Source organism: Bacillus sp. ISL-18 (assembly GCF_018613415.1).
Lineage (GTDB): Bacteria > Bacillota > Bacilli > Bacillales > Cytobacillaceae > Neobacillus.
The window spans coordinates 370,368-386,810 of sequence record NZ_JAGGQG010000006.1 but is presented as its reverse complement, the minus strand read 5'-3'; the positions used below and the strand labels follow the sequence as shown (position 1 = coordinate 386,810).

At 39.5% G+C, this 16,443-nt stretch carries 15 protein-coding genes; 6 read left to right on the top strand and 9 right to left on the bottom strand.

The features are described from left to right. The first annotated feature begins 200 nt into the window (after positions 1-200). The 5 genes from J7E81_RS11050 (at position 201) to J7E81_RS11030 (ending at position 5,651) form a co-directional block, all read left to right on the top strand. Entirely contained in the window at positions 201-1,892 is a 1,692-nt protein-coding gene (locus J7E81_RS11050; protein ID WP_215042235.1) for a GMC family oxidoreductase, read from the top strand. Positions 1,893-2,088: 196 nt separating this feature from the next. After that, a complete protein-coding gene (locus J7E81_RS11045; RefSeq protein ID WP_215042234.1) occupies positions 2,089-2,355 on the top strand; it encodes a ferritin family protein in 267 nt (88 codons plus the stop codon). Positions 2,356-2,374: 19 nt separating this feature from the next. Beyond that, positions 2,375-2,728, top strand: a complete 354-nt coding sequence (locus J7E81_RS11040) for a spore coat protein (RefSeq protein WP_215042233.1) — start codon at positions 2,375-2,377, stop codon at positions 2,726-2,728. A gap of 313 nt (positions 2,729-3,041) precedes the next feature. Beyond that, on the top strand, positions 3,042-4,241 hold the full coding sequence (locus J7E81_RS11035) for an iron-containing alcohol dehydrogenase (protein WP_215042232.1): 1,200 nt from the start codon (positions 3,042-3,044) through the stop codon (positions 4,239-4,241). A gap of 39 nt (positions 4,242-4,280) precedes the next feature. Next, positions 4,281-5,651 carry an aldehyde dehydrogenase gene (locus J7E81_RS11030; RefSeq protein ID WP_215042231.1) on the top strand — a complete coding sequence of 457 codons (1,371 nt, stop codon included), beginning with the start codon at positions 4,281-4,283 and terminating at the stop codon, positions 5,649-5,651. A 142-nt stretch (positions 5,652-5,793) separates the two neighbouring features. Here the strand turns inward: J7E81_RS11030 and J7E81_RS11025 are convergent, their stop codons facing one another. Together J7E81_RS11025 and J7E81_RS11020 are read right to left on the bottom strand one after the other, a co-directional pair. Next, entirely contained in the window at positions 5,794-6,369 is a 576-nt protein-coding gene (locus J7E81_RS11025; RefSeq protein ID WP_215042230.1) for a GNAT family N-acetyltransferase, read from the bottom strand. 100 nt (positions 6,370-6,469) lie between these two features. After that, on the bottom strand, positions 6,470-7,273 hold the full coding sequence (locus J7E81_RS11020; RefSeq protein ID WP_215042229.1) for an RDD family protein: 804 nt from the start codon (positions 7,271-7,273) through the stop codon (positions 6,470-6,472). A gap of 118 nt (positions 7,274-7,391) precedes the next feature. Here J7E81_RS11020 and J7E81_RS11015 point away from each other — a divergent pair, with 118 nt between their 5' ends. Further along, complete coding sequence (locus tag J7E81_RS11015; RefSeq protein WP_215042228.1) at positions 7,392-8,372, top strand: stage II sporulation protein M; 981 nt, start codon at positions 7,392-7,394, stop codon at positions 8,370-8,372. On the opposite strand, the gene J7E81_RS11010 is transcribed toward J7E81_RS11015, so the two are convergent. From J7E81_RS11010 to trhO, 7 genes are all read right to left on the bottom strand, one after another. After that, positions 8,350-9,708, bottom strand: a complete 1,359-nt coding sequence (locus tag J7E81_RS11010) for a DUF58 domain-containing protein (RefSeq protein WP_251028580.1) — start codon at positions 9,706-9,708, stop codon at positions 8,350-8,352. The two genes, J7E81_RS11015 and J7E81_RS11010, sit on opposite strands and share 23 nt — an antisense overlap. After that, positions 9,659-10,588: an AAA family ATPase gene (locus tag J7E81_RS11005; protein ID WP_215042227.1), complete on the bottom strand. Its 930-nt coding sequence runs from the start codon at positions 10,586-10,588 to the stop codon at positions 9,659-9,661. The genes J7E81_RS11010 and J7E81_RS11005 overlap by 50 nt, the downstream gene beginning before the upstream one ends. Then, the gene (locus J7E81_RS11000; protein WP_215042226.1) at positions 10,585-11,718 is read right to left on the bottom strand and encodes a DUF4350 domain-containing protein; all 1,134 of its coding nucleotides are present in this window, start codon (positions 11,716-11,718) and stop codon (positions 10,585-10,587) included. Before J7E81_RS11000 ends, J7E81_RS11005 begins: the two co-directional genes overlap by 4 nt. After that, entirely contained in the window at positions 11,715-12,356 is a 642-nt protein-coding gene (locus tag J7E81_RS10995; protein WP_215042225.1) for a DUF4129 domain-containing protein, read from the bottom strand. Before J7E81_RS10995 ends, J7E81_RS11000 begins: the two co-directional genes overlap by 4 nt. A gap of 20 nt (positions 12,357-12,376) precedes the next feature. Further along, positions 12,377-13,291 carry a hypothetical protein gene (locus tag J7E81_RS10990; protein WP_215042224.1) on the bottom strand — a complete coding sequence of 305 codons (915 nt, stop codon included), beginning with the start codon at positions 13,289-13,291 and terminating at the stop codon, positions 12,377-12,379. 224 nt (positions 13,292-13,515) lie between these two features. Further along, complete coding sequence (gene pepF, locus J7E81_RS10985; RefSeq protein ID WP_215042223.1) at positions 13,516-15,303, bottom strand: oligoendopeptidase F; 1,788 nt, start codon at positions 15,301-15,303, stop codon at positions 13,516-13,518. A 158-nt stretch (positions 15,304-15,461) separates the two neighbouring features. After that, the gene (gene trhO / locus J7E81_RS10980; RefSeq protein ID WP_215042222.1) at positions 15,462-16,412 is read right to left on the bottom strand and encodes an oxygen-dependent tRNA uridine(34) hydroxylase TrhO; all 951 of its coding nucleotides are present in this window, start codon (positions 16,410-16,412) and stop codon (positions 15,462-15,464) included. Between the last annotated feature and the right edge of the window lie 31 nt (positions 16,413-16,443).

Genomic DNA, 16,443 nt, shown 5'->3' with positions numbered 1-16,443 from the left:
TATGAAAATGAAAATGGTAAGGGCGTTTTCACTAGATTCAAATTAAGGACAACTTGAAACTTATATCACCTTATTTTGTTTAGGATTTATTTAATCCAAATTAAGCTGTAACATGGACACTCACACAAGAAAACTGTTCACATACATATATTGATAGTATTCATTAAATCATCGGTAAGGGTATGGAGAGGAAGGATCACATGTCCCCAAAAAATACATTTGATTATATTGTAATAGGTGCAGGAACCGCAGGTGGTGTAATTGCCAAAGAATTAACAGATGATAAATCAACATCTGTACTTGTCCTTGAAGAAGGAACCAATATGACAAAAGCGCTAAGCAGCCCTAGTGGCGGTACTGCCATTAACTTAGCCACTGATAATAAGTATTCCTTTAATATTCTATCAAAATTGGAACCATCTATCGGTCGTCAGCTTTTATTATCTGGCGGGAGAGTAATAGGCGGGAGTTCTGAGCACAACGCAATGCTTGCTGTTCGAGGAAGTCGTCAACTATATGATGAATGGGCAAGTCTTTCAGGTCCTCAATGGAGTTATGAAAATATCCGTCCATTATTTAAAGAAAATGAAACATATATTGGCTGGACACAAAATCCAAAAGAAAGAGGAACCAATGGTCCCATCTCTATACGACAACAAAAGATACCGAAAGCTGGTCTTACGACTATCTTAGCTAAAGCAACATCTGAAGTGTTAGGAATTCCCATTGTGGAGGATTATAATACGGGGATAAGAGATTGTACATTCTTTAAGTCCCAATTTACCCAAAAAGAATTGAATACAGGGAAATTTGTTCGTTCTTCTACTGCCACTGGGTATTTAAACAAACATATTGTTACTCCTGGAGATGAATGGAGCCCTGATGAGTTTGGAGTTGGTCAAAGAAAACTGGCAGTAATTGCAAAGTCTACCGTGAATAAAATTCTCTTTGAACAATACAGACAAATTCAAATTGCTGTCGGGGTTGAATTTGTTAGAAACGGTAAATCACAAAGAGCATTTGCAAGCAAAGGGATAATAGTCTCTGCAGGGAATTTCTCCTCGGTTATTTTACAACGATCAGGAATCGGAAGATCTTCAGATTTATCTAATGCCGGAATATCAACAATAGTCGAAAGCCCAAATGTTGGATACAATTTTCATACACATTATGCTGTTGGCATGGGGGTAGAAGTGGAAACAACCCGCCTATTAATGGTCATGTCGTCTGACCCAGATCAACCAATCCCATTAGGTGCCTTTAAAAAAGATGATAAAGAAGGACGGAAGTCAGGACGTCGCCTTCAATTACTAGGTAATGTATTCCCAAGGTTTATTCCGGTTCAAGATGTCCAGATTAACAATTGGGATTTTAACGAGGATAAACCAAGTAATATCATGAGTATTGGAATTGTTGATCTAAAACCAAAAAGTAAAGGGACCATTTTAGCAGCACATAGCGACCCTGAAGCCTATCCATCTATTGACTTTAATCCTTTAGAGAATCCAGATGATTTAGATTATATGGTTAACCATTATATTGAGACTTACAATGTAATAAAACGAGCACGATTATTAGATCCTGAGGGTATTTATAGGGTGGTTTATCCTTCAGAAAATATATTTAATTTAAAAGATGAACAAGAGAAACGAATCCTACTTGCTAATTTTGCCAAGGCATCCTATAACGTCCTTAATCACTATGGAGGACAATGCAGGATGGGCCGGAATATCGATGAAGGAGTGGTAGATGGTTATTTAAATGTATTTGGGACCCAAAACCTGAAAGTAGCAGATCTTTCCATCTCCCCTATTTTACCAGATGGTAATACAGCCTTAGCTGCACAAATGATTGGTTTAAATGCTGTTAGATTCATTCGAGACCAACAATAAATTGAATTTAAACTGGATTGGGTGTAACAACGGTTAAAAGTCACATGTATATTTTTCTAATGAAAAACGTCGGTTCGAAATGACCAACGTTTTTTTCATTAGAAAATGATTTCTTCGTTTTCTAATTTTCATAAAATGACTTCCTTTAGTAAATTCTATAGGTGATTACTATTAAACAATAAAAGGAGTTTTTCTTATGCAAATGAATCAGCCGCCAATTCCAAATCCACCTCGAGCCATCACAACGAAGGATCTTTTGTATCTAAAGGATGCTATGTCCTGGGAACTGCTAACGTTTAAGAAATTTCATGCGATGGCACAGCAAGTACAAAATCCACAATTTAAAGAAGCACTCGACAAAGCTGGGCAAATGCACCAAAATCACTTTCAAAGAATCCTAACCCATCTACAAGTAGATAATAATACAGCCCTAGCTAGCTTACCTAATACCCAACTACAGTAACCAAAATGGAGGAAACGTGATGCAAAATCAACAATCACAACAAAACCAAAACAAAAATCAAATTGCCAATCCACAAACCGGCGAATTACCAAAAGTAAAAAGTCCTGAAATGAATGATCGTGACTTCATTAATGATGCGCTAAGTACTTGCAAATATTTAACAGACAGCATGAATATCGCTGTCCGCGAAGCAAGCCATGAACAGCTGCATCAAGATTTACTGCAAATGCTTAATGAAACACACCAAAGCTGCCGAGAGCTTTATAACTTAATGTTCCAGCATGGCTGGTATAAGTTGGAAGCTGAAGAGCAGCAAAAAATGGACCAGGCCTATCAGCAATTTAACAATTATGCTTCCCAATTCCCATACTAAGAGGAAAGCCTAGTGTTCTAGGCTTTTTTTATTCCCCGCCCCATTGTTTAAGCTCCTGGTTCAGCTGCAAATAAAATAGCAGAATAATCTTTTCTAGCAAGCGTTCCTTAAATGAGTCGTATTTTCAGAATTTTAATTATATTCATGAAACTAGCTTGACTTTTCTAAATTAAATACGCTATATAATGTGTATACATCATTGGTATAAAACTTTTTTTCTGTATCTTCCCCCTGAATTTCGGTAGATTAATTGTTTCCCTCATGAATCATAGTAAGAAGGAAAGCCAAATCTTAGGTAAAGCGGGGTAATGTTATGTACAAAGCTTATTGCAGAACGTTTCAAGGGGTTATGAAAACGACCTCTTCCCTCCTGCCCTGGCGGGAACCCGAGCTTTTAGAAGGAGAAAATAGTTTACGAAAACTGGCCAATCTCATTAACAAACAAGGAATTGAGAGTGTTTTAATTGTCACAGATCTAGGAATTGTTTCAATCGGACTAATGGATGAATTTCTGGAGGACCTGAGAAACGAAAAGATTAACTACGTGATCTATGACAAAACGGTCCCCAATCCCACAATTGAAAATATTGAAGAAGCATTCCAAATGTACTTGGAGCATAATTGTCAAGGGATAGTCGCGTTTGGCGGCGGTTCCCCAATGGATTGTGCGAAGGGTGTAGGTGCCCGTGTTGCAAAGCCAAATAAGTCCCTTCCACAAATGAAAGGTGTATTAAAGATAGTAAAGAAGCTTCCTCCCCTCTTTGCGATTCCTACCACAGCTGGTACAGGCAGTGAAGCCACACTCGCCGCCGTAGTCTCTAATAGCGAAACCCATGAAAAATATGCCATAATGGATACATCCCTCATCCCGCATTTTGCCGTTTTAGATCCCTTGTTAACTGTAAAGCTCCCGCCTTCCATCACTGCAGCAACGGGGATTGATGCATTAACACATGCGGTTGAAGCCTATATCGGGAGGAGTAATACGAAGAATACAACACAATACAGTATCGAGGCAATAAAATTAATTTTTGAAAATCTCGAGGAAGCCTACTTTAACGGGACCAATCTTACAGCCCGTTCGAATATGCAAAAGGCAGCCTATTTGGCTGGAATGGCTTTTACTAGGGCCTATGTCGGTTATGTACATGCCATTGCCCATACCTTAGGTGGATTCTATTCGGTTCCCCATGGGCTGGCAAATGCCATTATTTTACCCTATGTCCTTGAGTATTACGGTGAATCCGTCCATAAGCCATTAGCCGAACTGGCTGAAATTATCGGTATTGCCGATCCTGCTGTCAGTATCAAACAAAATGCCAATAAATTCATTGAAGAGATCAAACATTTAAATGACAGGCTGAATATCCCTAAAAAGGTCAGTGGAATTGTTGATCGTGATATTCCCCTTATGGTGGAGCGGGCATTTGCCGAAGCAAATCCCCTTTATCCTGTCCCGAAAATTCTCTTTAAGGATGACCTGTTCCAACTCTACCAATTGATAAAGGAATAGCACCGATTCGAGGATAAATTAAAGAAAGGTAGTTGAGAAATGGAGACTTACAGTTCTCTCATATCCAAGCAAAAATCATTTTTCAAAACGGAGAAAACAAAAAGTATTTCCTACCGTCTTGAAGCTCTCCGAAAATTACGAGCTGCCATTAAAAAGAATGAAAAAGTACTAATGGAAGCCTTACGAACGGACTTAAATAAATCAGAATTTGATGCATATACCTCTGAAATCGGATTTATTTTAGAGGAATTGCGCTTTACAATGAAGCATCTTCGTTCATGGGCAGCACCCAAAAAAGTCAAAACACCCGTTACCCATATTGGTTCAACTAGTTATATTTATCCAGAGCCATTCGGAGTATCGTTGATCATCGCTCCCTGGAATTATCCGTTTCAACTGGCGGTTGCCCCGTTAATCGGTGCGATTGCTGCAGGAAATTGTGCGATAATCAAACCATCAGAATTGACGCCAAGAACATCTGAAGTATTAGGAACACTGATTCTGGATCTTTTCCCTGAGGAGTATGTTGCCGTGGTTCAGGGCGGTGTTGAAACAAGCCAGCCCCTGCTCAATCAACAGCTTGATTACATCTTTTTCACAGGAAGTGTCCCTGTAGGAAAAATCATTATGGAGGCGGCTGCGAAACATTTAACCCCAGTAACATTAGAACTGGGTGGAAAAAGCCCTTGTATCGTCCATGAGGATGCCAATCTTAAGCTGGCTGCGAAACGGATTGCCTGGGGAAAGTTTACCAATGCCGGACAAACCTGTATCGCCCCTGATTATCTGTATGTGCACAGACGGGTTAAAGAACCATTCCTGCAGCTATTTAAGGAGTCAATCGTTGAACTGTATGGAAAAGAGCCATTAAACAATCCGGATTTTACCCGGATTGTCAGTGAAAGGCATTTTACAAGACTGACGTCGTTTTTAGATAATGGGCATTTATTTATGGGAGGAAATGTGGATAAAGCTCGGTTAACCATTGAGCCAACAGTATTAACGGAAATTAGTTGGGAAGATTCGATCATGCAGGATGAAATTTTTGGACCCATCCTTCCCATACTGGAATATGACGATTTAAAAGAGGTGGTAGAGGGGATTCATCGTCATCCAAAACCACTTGCCCTCTATATTTTCACGGAAGATCATTACATTCAAGAAGAAGTTTTAAATAAAGTTTCCTTTGGGGGCGGTTGTGTTAATGATACCGTTTATCACTTTGTTTCGCCCTACCTTCCGTTTGGAGGTGTAGGCACCAGTGGAATCGGAGCCTATCATGGCAAAGGGAATTTTAACACGTTCTCTCATCAAAAAAGCGTTCTAAAACAAACGACCAAGTTTGATATCCCATTCCGCTATCCAAATGTTAAGAACGGACTGGAAAAGATCAAGTTATTTATGAAATAAGATAAATAGCCTGACCTTCAGAATTGGAGGCCAGGTTGTTTGTATTAAGCAATTCCAAAAAGCACCTCATTCCATTTACTTTGGTAAATGGATAAAAAAACCCAGCACCTTTTAAAAGTGCTGGGTTTAAAAAACAAAGATTTTACAAACCTTCAAGAATGTTACTATTTTCAGATTCATGATTAAAGGTTAGGACCTCTTCAACAGGTTGATACGATTTTCCATAAAAGTGCTTGTCTTTATAAGTATGAATTAAATTGTATGTTTTTTCCATCGCTTCAAATATCATTTCTTCAGACTCATTGTTTGGAGCCCAATAAAGTATTTCCATTTTGTTAATCTCATTTGTTGCTAGTGATCTTCTTTCATATCCTATGGACTCTGCATGTTGAAATCCTACTCGCTTATAAAAACGAAGCCGCTTTTCAGTATCACTATCTTCATAATTCACTAGTTCTACTTCGAGAATAATCGGCTTTCCCTTACGCTTCATTTTTTCTAGTAGTTTATTACCTAGTCCTTGACCGCGAGCATTTTTTGAAACGAAAAGATAATCGATAAATATAAAATTTTCAAGTTCTACGTACATTAAAACATGATTGGGTCCTTCATCTTTATAATAGATTTCAGAACGCTCTTTAAGTAAAGTCTCCATATGCTCTTTTGATTTCATTTCTTCGATTGGGAAATATTGATTTAATTTCTCATACCAATGCATCGGCTACTCCTTTCCAAAATTGATGATTACATTAGGAAGTATTTGCTCTTCACTGAATCTCATACGGACGATCCACATTCTATCTATTTACCCTTTAAACTCAAAGCTCAAACTCCCATTCATCCTTAAGAATTAAGTAAAGAACTAGAAGATCATTCTCTAATTCAGTATCATTTTTTCCATTCACGTCAATTCCAGACTTAGGAAGCAGCAAGTCAGCAATCTGGTTTGTCAGTTGATTTCGTTCTTCCAGGGGTAACTGATTAAATCGGTTCGCGTAGGTGCTGATTAACTTCCAGTCCTTAGATGAAAAGGATTTTAAGGACCATTCATCGATTTCAAGATCGTTCTCGCTAAGTCCTCTGTGATTAATTTCTTTTTCAATCGGTGTAAGCTTCTTTTTCTTTTTTGCCTTGCGTTCATGAACGACAATCGTACCAGCGACCAGATCGCCAAGCCGTTTATGTTTGGAATGGAAAAAAATCATTACGATACCGAGAAAATAGGCAGTCGGCAGCGAATCAATTAAACGAACCAGATTTCGAATAAAACTAGAAAGTAAGGTAATACTGTGCCCATTCTCCTGAATGACGCGGATTCCGACTATTTTTTTACCAAGGGTGCGACCACCCGAAAAAAACTCAAAGAAAAAGAAGTAGCCCCAATTTAGGACAAACAAGCCAATAACGACAACCGCGATTGGAAAAGAACTACTGGTAAGAAAAAAAGGCAGCTGTTCGATTCCATCCATAACAAAAAAAAGGGCCACAACAATCAAAATATTTACAAGCATTAACAGTACTTGGTCGATAATAAAAGCTGCCGCCCTGCTTCCTAACCCCGCGATCTGAAACTGAATCGCTACATATTCAGGTGTTTTAATATCTAAATGATCTTCTTTCATCAAATTTCCCCCTTGAATCTTGTTGATTTTGTCTGTTATGGTTTCTATTTTCCTACTAATTTTCTATAATAAGGAGAAAAGTATAAAAAATTACATAGCTCGTAAAAGAGGTGTCAAAGTGAATCTCAAGCAATTTGTCAAAATGCACCGTGAAGAATGGAAGCAATTGGAACAATTCGTTAGCCAATTAAGCAAACGAAAAAAGAATTATACAGGTGAAACGATTACGCAGTTTTATCGCTTATATCAAAAAGCAGCGCAAAATCTTTCCTACAGTCAAACCTATTTTCCAAATGATGAGGTAACGCCCTATTTAAACGGCCTTGTGTCGAAAGCACATAACCTCCTATACAAAGACCAGGTGTCGAGCATTAAACAAATTCGGTATTTCTTTAGTACAAAATTTATTGGTTTATTGCTAGAGCAGTGGAAATTTGTCGCTGCGGCGATGATTTTATTTTTAATTGGAGCGATTGGAAGCTTTCTGTCGGTTATGAATGATCCGCTCCATATTTATTCGATCCTTCCTGCGGAGATTTCACAAGGCGTCGATCCTAGCAAACTTGGAAAGGGCACTAATGCCGTGGATTCATCACTCATGTCGGCGAGTATAATGACGAACAATATTAAAGTAGGCATTTTTGCCTTCGCCGGAGGTATAACCTTTGGGCTCGTTACCGTTTATTTAATGGTTTACAACGGAATTATTATTGGAGCACTGGCCGCGCTTTTTTGGCATCACGGCAAATCCTATGATTTTTGGGCTTATATAGTTCCACACGGAATGATCGAGCTTACAGCTATTTTTATCGCCGGCGGTGCGGGGCTTTTAATGGGCTACAAGCTCTTTGTTCCAGGGCAATACACAAGAGGCTGGCAACTAAAGCAGCAGGCCAAACGGTCTGTTCAGCTTCTGCTTGGTACGATCCCATTATTTGTGATTGCTGGTATTATTGAAGGATTTATTACACCAGCGAAGATTTCGCTAGAAGCAAAATATATCGTCGCAGTGCTAACAGTTGCCGGCCTGATCCTCTATGTCTTAATTGGTAAATTAAAGCTAGCCAAAGCCCAGCCTATAAAAGATTTTGATTCATAATCTCAATATAATGGGAGACAGCGGTGACCGCCAATTTTTCCTCACGGGCCTCAATCATTTGGAGGCCTTGTTTTTCCCATTTGTTCTTTTCCCGCTTTTTAATAAGCAATTGCTGCTGGGCAATACTTTTCACCATTGCTTTCTGTACCGTTCCAGGCACATCGTTTACTCTCTTTAGTAAGGTCTGGTCTTCTATCCCAATCATCAAAAACAAATGACGTTGACGAAGCCGTTGTAAATAAGCCAAGGCACTTTCCTCGTGTAAAAAAGTTCGGACATCACTAAATAAAAGCAGCAGACTCCGTTTCTTTTGCACCGTTTCTAAATACCGTAGGACGGAGCTATAATTCGACTCAGCTGCGTCTACCTTTAGATTGTAAATGGCGTGTAATATCGTCTGTAAGTGTGCCATTCCTTTAGCCGGGGGAACAAATACGTGGATTTCTTTTGAAAAAGCTAAAACAGAAACATAATCGCCTTTCTTTAATGCTGCTGCCGTAACAGTCAGGGCTGCTTCTAACGCCTTTTCCAACCGATTTCCCTTTTTTAATTCTGCTCCCATCATCCGACCGCAATCAATTAAAATCGTAACATATTTGCCGTGCTCCGGTTCATAGTCATTGGTCATGATTTCCCGCAATTTCGCTGTTTGGCGCCAGTTTATCTTTCGCGGATCGTCACCAACTACAAACTCACGGATTTTCGAAAAATCACCAACACCACTTCGCTGTCTGCGGATGTGTAATCCCTCATACTTTAAGAAGCTTTGCGCATTTTCTAAGAATTGCTTGGTCTCGGTTAAATCTGGAATCACTTTCACCGATTCCGGTAAGGAAACGGTTGTCTGTTTTTCCCATAAACCCAAGCGGCTGCGATAGCGAAAATACAATTTTTGAACCTGATATTCTCCTCTGACAGCTGCAGTAGAATGATAGGTAACCACAACTGCAGAATTCTTTGGAATAAATCCTTTCAGCGGAAACGGCCTGTCAAAGGACTGCGGCAATCCGTCCTTTAATCGGTACAGTAAAGAATAGGAAGAGAAATTGTTAACCTCTATTTCAATTGGATATGTGAGCCCTCTTTCCATTTCTTTAGGCAGAGCCCGAGTAAAAGCGAGCTGTGTTTTAGAGGGTGAAAAAAGTAAATCCACTAAACTAAGACAAAGAGTCAGGATATTAAAGGTAATGACATAGGACCAGGACAAACCGATGGTCGCACACATCACGAAAACTAGAGATAAAATCAAATAGAGGATCAATAGCCGTTTGGCAGGTAAGATGCCTCTATCTTGGAACAGGAACCGAGCCCACAAGCTCTTCAATGATTTGGTCAACGGTTACTCCCTCCAATTCTATATGTGGAGAGACTTGAATCCGGTGACGTAAGGCCGGTTTAGCAACCTTTTTAATATCATCTGGCGTTACATAGTCCCTCCCTAATAGATACGCCCACGCTTGGGCAGCTTTACCGATCGAGATTCCTGCCCTTGTACTCGCCCCAAAGCGGATCGATTCTGACTCACGTGTTTTTCTCACGATCTGTAATATATAACCAAGCACCGTTTCACTCACCGTTACCTTCTCAATTTCCTTTCTTATCTCCATAAAGGTTTCGATATCAAGGATGGAAGAGAGCGAATTTTCTGCGAAACTGTTTTCAATGACTAGTTTTAGTACATTTTTCTCTTCTTCAAAAGAGGGAAAATCAATATAAAGTTTAAATAAAAAACGGTCCTGCTGTGCCTCTGGAAGTGGATATGTACCCTCAAATTCAATTGGGTTTTGCGTAGCCACCACAAAAAATACATCAGGCAATTGATAAGTTTCTCCCTGGATGGTCACCTGTTTTTCTTCCATCGCCTCTAAAAGGGCCGCTTGTGTCTTAGCAGGTGTTCGGTTGATTTCATCGGCTAACAGGATATTCGTAAAAATCGGGCCCTTTAGAGTTTGAAACGTGCCTTCTTTCATGTTATAAATCATGCTGCCGGTAATATCACTTGGCAGTAAATCCGGTGTAAACTGAATCCGATTAAAACTGCCTCCAAGAAGGTCGGCAAGCGTCCGGACCATTTGCGTTTTACCGGTGCCTGGCACTCCTTCCAACAGGACATGTCCACCAGAAAGGATGGCAGAAAGAAGGAGCCTGATATTAAGGCTCTGACCTAAGATTCGCTCCTCATATTTTTCAATAAAAGCTGTTAATTCTGTTTTCATGATTCAACCTCGTTTCGTAATTCCTCTAGTTTTCTTGACCATAAAAGGTATTCTTGTTTATTGATTTTTTCTTGGTTTAGAATGGCTGCTAAGCCGTTAAGGAATGCTTTCATTTCATGGATAGACATTTTAAGCCACTTTCTTTCAACATAAGGAGCTAGATCCTGCCATTCTTTACTATAAGGAATATTCCAGCGTTCTTGAAGCAGCAGCTTAACATAATCTGCTTGAATTTGAAGTGAATCATGATAACGTCTGCCCTTTACATACCAGGCGGCAATCGCTTGGATCCCTTCATCACTAAAGCGGACCCACTCTTCCCGTTCGCTTAATAAAGGACCAAACCTTTTTCCCCTATACCATAACCAGAGCATTATGAAAAGGATTCCTTGCAAAAGAAGAACCAAGAACCAGATTGGATAAACAGTTAAGAGGTTCGGCTCGTTCTCTCCAACATGTATATACTCATCAAACAACAATGTGTCTGGATTTCCTTCGTTTAAAAGTTCAAAACTAAGGGGTAAATGATCTTTTTTCAATAGTTTAGCATTGGTCAACCACTCTGGAGTGATCGCAACGATGAGATGTCCCTTCCCAATGGTTCTTTTTACTGCGATTGGTCCAGCCTGATCAGACAGTAGCAGTTCATCGCTTTTCATTGGGCGAATTCGAACATCAGATTTCACTTCTGCTTTTTTTAATTGATCGTTCTGATCCTTTACCTTCGTCGATAATTCGTTTTGCGAAAGATCCTTTTCAATAAAATCCGCGTCGATCGTAAACATCCCTTTTGGATTCGTTTGAACTAACAAAATCGTATTTCCAGCCTTCATATAATCGACATATGCCTGCATCAACTCTTTTTCTGGTGTAAAAGCGGGTTCAACCATTATAAGCATTTGGTTTTGGTCCCGATTTGGTAGTAACACGGGCGAATGGTTCCAGCTCTTTACGCCTTTTTCTTTTTCTAAATATGTATATAACGCCTTCACGCCTGTAGGAGATGGTGAGGTGGTTACGTAATCCGGGTATATTTTGGGTTTTGGTGCAAAGGAAAAATAGCTCACTCCTATAAAGAGCAAGAAGAGTACGGCAAACCAAATCAATCCACGTATTTTTGCCTGATTCATTGACTTCTTTCCCCCCCCCTTTCTCCCACTATTTCGTTAATCTTGGTTCGGAATGGCTGATACTCTTCAAGGCTTACCTTTCGTTCCCCATAGGCGACATCCTCAAAAAAGTGAGCAAGATTATTAAATTGGTCAGCATCTTGCTGATTTACTGTTCTAAGTTCCTCGTAGTAATCCCAATTTGTCTTCCAGATCCTAGCTTCGACCCATGAATTTTCATGATAGTAAAGAAGCATGGCTAAAAAAAGGTGTCTGATTGATTCTGTATATTCACCGAGGGATTCGAGTTTCTCCGCTTCTTCCAAATGCTGCACGTATGTCCAATTCCAATTCTTTAATGATTGAAGTGGCTTCTGTTTCCGCAGTAATCGATTTCTGCGCGTATGACGGATGAGAATAAATGCTGCCCAAGCTAACAATAAAATCACGACGGCAATAATAGCGATTAAAATAGCACTTGAGGCATTGCTGGCTGTTTTAATAGAAGGGAACAATTTATCCAGCTGTGCCGCAATCCATTCTTTTGCCTTTTCCCACCAGGTTTCGATTAACCCTTTAGACTGAGCGTAATAAACTTGATACTCCTGTTTTTTGAGAATTTCTTCAATATTGTCTCGTGCTTTGTTTGCATTTAACATAGCCATCACCTTTTAGGTAGTTAGATTGACTGATAATCATCAATCAATTCCTTTAAATCCTCAGCACCATTTCTTGTTTTTAAATCAAAATACATAATCCCATAGCCAACTGAGAAAATCATCGTGGTAAATAATGATACCAAATTTGTAATCAATCCCAATACTACACTGTCCCCTAAAAGTGCGCCAAACGTCAATTGAACAGCAAAGCTTATAATGGAAACAATTAAGTAAAAGACAATATAGAGACCAAACAATACCCATGTTCTTTTCCGTGACAACCTCCAGCTCCTGCCAAAGCCTGGTGAAACCTTATCAAGGACCACTGAACCAAAATAAAAGCTCCAGCGCGTAATCAGAAGTCCCACACCGATCGCAAACCCTATAAACAATAGAAGTCCGACCAAAATTCCTACAGCTGGATGGATAGCGGTTGCTAAGGCAGCGCCTGTAAACGCAACAATCAAGATGGGAATCGCGAGAATTCCTATTACAATCAGTCCAAATAAAATAGAACTGCCAAGGATCGGCCAGAATCGGCGGAATGCTTCCTTTATGACAGAACTCACCGTGTATTCTTCCTTTTTTTGAATATGCCGGATTGCAAATAAAATTGCCGCCTCGGCAACTGGAAAAAGCAGAAAACTTACTAGACCAACGATGATTAAGCCAATATCAGACCCCAAACTGCTAGAATCGAACGAGCCGGAATTGTCCAAATTGGAGAGGATTTGCTCATACCATTGCCCGCCTTTTCCAATCTCCCGAAAAAAGCTGGTCCCAGTGGCCATTTGAATAATGGCTTGAAGTAAATAAACAGGTCCCATAAAAACAATTAAAATCATAAAAAATTCCTTAAAACGGTTCTTACTCAAACTAAAGGTATGATCTAATATTTCTCCAAACCCTTTTGGTTTATTAAATTTAGAATCCAATTTAGAATCCTCCTAAAATTCGTTTATACCATCTATTCTAACAAATCTTCACAGTAAAAAGCTGTAAAAAAAACAAAAAATGGCCGAACCCACAAATTGGGAATAAAGTACATAGAATCATAAAAAAACCCGAGGTGTCTGATTTCCTCGGGTTCTTTTTATAAGATTAAGCATATAGTATGGACCCCTAAAAATTGTCATCCTCAGACCTTTGCGCTTTTTTATTAGATTTGCGCAAACTCTTCGACAAGCTCTCCAAATCGTTTAAGGGCATTTTCAATTGGAGCTGGAGTAGTTAAATCCACCCCAGTCTGCTTTAACAGTTCAAGCGGGTAATCAGAGCTGCCGCTTTTTAGAAATTCTAAATATGAATGAATGGTGTCTTGGTCTCCTTCTAAAATCTTTGTCGCCAAATGGATCGCAGAGGCAAAACCTGTCGCGTACTTATACACATAAAAAGGACGGTAAAAGTGCGGAATTCTTGACCAGCCATATTTGACTTCCTCATCAAAGACAATTTCTTCTCCATTGTATTCCCTAAATAACATTTCATACGTTTGGTTAAATACTTCTACATTCAGCGGAATCCCCTTTTCGGCCATATCATGTGTTTTCATCTCGAACTCAGCAAACATGACTTGTGTAAAAAAGGTTCCTTTGAATTGGTCAATGAAATGATTGAGCAAATGATGACGAACCTTTGGATCTTTTTCATTTTTTAATAAGTAGTTAATTAGGAGGACCTCGTTCACAGTCGAGGCTACTTCTGCTACAAAAATACTGTAACCGGCCGTAATTTGCGGCTGATACTGAGAGCTTAGCTTGCTGTGAACACCATGGCCGCATTCATGGACAAGGGTAAATAAACTATCTAAATCATCCTGGTGGTTTAAGAGAATAAACGGATGGACACCGTACACACCTAAATTATAGGCCCCGGACCGTTTACCTGGTGTTTCACGGACATCAATATAACGGCCGTCTTTAAACTCCTTCAATATCGTTAAATAATCCTCACCTAATGGAGCGAGAGCCTTCAGCATGGTCTCAAACGCCTCTTCATAGGAAATCACTTGTTTTACCCCGCTGACCAGTGGAACGCTCATGTCGTACTGTCGGATTTCATCAATGTTTAATTTCTCCTTGCGAATCCTTGTATACTTGTGCATGGGAGTGATATTGTCTTTTGTTACTTGAATCAGATTCTCATAAACCTCTCGCGGTACTTTATCACCAAACAGTGCTTTTTCAAGAGCGGATGGATATTGACGAATTTTCGCTAAAGTGACGTTATTTTTAATGGCAGCAGAAAGGGTAGCAGCAATCGAATTCTTTAATTGAACATATGGTTGATAATATGCCTTATACGCCTCTCTTCGCTTATCACGGACTTCATCTTCAATTAATTTAGAATACATCCCACGTGTTAATTCAACCCGGTCACCATTTTCGGTCGTTATTTCTCCAAATTTAATATCGGCGTTATTGATCATTCCAAAGGTGTGACCTGGGACTGACAAGGCTTCCCCTAATTGGGATAGAATTTCTTCTTGTTCCTTACTTAAGACATGCTTTTTGTAACGAAACGAGTCAAGCAAGTCTTCTTCAAAGTATTTTAGTTTTTCTTCTTCTTTGATATAACCCTTTAATGTCTCTTCGTCTAAGCTCAGTAAAAAAGGCATAAAAAAGGAAGTGGCCGCACTGATTTTGACACTAAGCTGCTTTGCCTTATCTAAGTGAGACTGCGGGAGTGTCTCGCGAGTATTTTCGTCGACCATTAACATCGCATAGGCATAGACTTTATTGAAATGGAAGGAAAGCTCCTCTCTTTGATTAAGGTATTCATATAAAGAGTGGCCGTCGGTAATTTTTCCATCGAATTGCTTAAGTTTTGCACCGATGTTCTCAATTAATTGGTAATCTTGTTCCCATTTACTGATTGTTGGATAGATATCGGCTAAATTCCATGTTTCTTGGATGGGGACTTCATTTCTATTTTTATATGTCGTCATGGGTAAACTCCCTTCAAGATAATCAGTTATATTTTTTAACTACAAAAGACTTCACAAGTATATTCCATATGTATCAACGATTATCCTTTTTTATGTTAAATTCGGTTCAGTTCCATATAGCAAAAGCAGGCCATGACAATGACCTGCTTCCCTTGTTATTAGTTAAGACTTAACAGCATAAGTCGTTCATTTACTTCTTCTTCACTTAAACCATGTTCAGCAACATAGCGGTTTCTTGGGTGAACACGGCATTCATGAGAACAGCTTCGTAAGTGCTTATGTTCGTTTTCTTCTGAGCAAAGAATTTTTTTATTACATTCAGGGTTTGCGCAGTTTACGTAACGTTCGCAAGGTTCGCCAGAAAAGTAATCCTTGCCGACAACGACATGCTCTTTGTGGTTCACTGGAACGCTAATCCGCTCATCGAACACGTAAAGCTGTCCATCCCATAGGTCCCCTTGAACTTCTGGGTCTTTTCCGTAAGTGACAATTCCGCCTTCAAGCTGTGATACATCTTCGAATCCTTCTTTAAGAAGCCAGCCTGAGAATTTTTCACAGCGAATCCCGCCTGTACAATACGTAAGAATTTTTTTGCCTTCAAATTCTTGTTTATTCTCTCTAATCCACTCTGGGAGATCGCGGAAGTTTAGAATATCCGGACGAACTGCTCCTCTGAAATGGCCAAGATCATACTCGTAATCATTACGGGCATCGATGACAACTGTATCTTCTCTTTGCATGGCCTCGAAGAATTCTACTGGTTTCAAATGCTTACCAGTTACTCGATTCGGGTCAATATCATCTTCCAAACGCAAAGTAACAAGCTCTGAGCGGTAACGAACCTTCATTTTTTTGAAAGCATGTTCTGATGCTTCATCCACTTTGAACCAAGTTCCGTTAAACAAGGGATGCTCGTCCATGTATTTCATATATGCATCTGTTTGTTCAATGGTGCCTGACACCGTACCATTGATTCCTTCAGCGGCAATAATAATCCGGCCTTTTAAGCCTAAGTCGTTACAAAATTGACGGTGCTCATTGGCGCATTCCTCAGGATTCTCAATCGGTACATATTTATAATAAAGTAGTACTCTATATTCTTGATTCATGATTAACCACCTTAAACCTTTAAAAATAATT

Excerpts from the sequence above, each read along its gene's own strand:
- J7E81_RS11050 (WP_215042235.1), top strand. The coding sequence starts at position 201 with ATGTCCCCAAAAAATACATTTGATTATATTGTAATAGGTGCAGGAACC.
- J7E81_RS11045 (WP_215042234.1), top strand. The coding sequence starts at position 2,089 with ATGCAAATGAATCAGCCGCCAATTCCAAATCCACCTCGAGCCATCACA.
- J7E81_RS11040 (WP_215042233.1), top strand. The coding sequence starts at position 2,375 with ATGCAAAATCAACAATCACAACAAAACCAAAACAAAAATCAAATTGCC.
- J7E81_RS11035 (WP_215042232.1), top strand. The coding sequence starts at position 3,042 with ATGTACAAAGCTTATTGCAGAACGTTTCAAGGGGTTATGAAAACGACC.
- J7E81_RS11030 (WP_215042231.1), top strand. The coding sequence starts at position 4,281 with ATGGAGACTTACAGTTCTCTCATATCCAAGCAAAAATCATTTTTCAAA.
- J7E81_RS11025 (WP_215042230.1), bottom strand. The coding sequence starts at position 6,369 with ATGCATTGGTATGAGAAATTAAATCAATATTTCCCAATCGAAGAAATG.
- J7E81_RS11020 (WP_215042229.1), bottom strand. The coding sequence starts at position 7,273 with ATGAAAGAAGATCATTTAGATATTAAAACACCTGAATATGTAGCGATT.
- J7E81_RS11005 (WP_215042227.1), bottom strand. The coding sequence starts at position 10,588 with ATGAAAACAGAATTAACAGCTTTTATTGAAAAATATGAGGAGCGAATC.
- J7E81_RS11000 (WP_215042226.1), bottom strand. The coding sequence starts at position 11,718 with ATGAATCAGGCAAAAATACGTGGATTGATTTGGTTTGCCGTACTCTTC.
- J7E81_RS10995 (WP_215042225.1), bottom strand. The coding sequence starts at position 12,356 with ATGTTAAATGCAAACAAAGCACGAGACAATATTGAAGAAATTCTCAAA.
- pepF (WP_215042223.1), bottom strand. The coding sequence starts at position 15,303 with ATGACGACATATAAAAATAGAAATGAAGTCCCCATCCAAGAAACATGG.
- trhO (WP_215042222.1), bottom strand. The coding sequence starts at position 16,412 with ATGAATCAAGAATATAGAGTACTACTTTATTATAAATATGTACCGATT.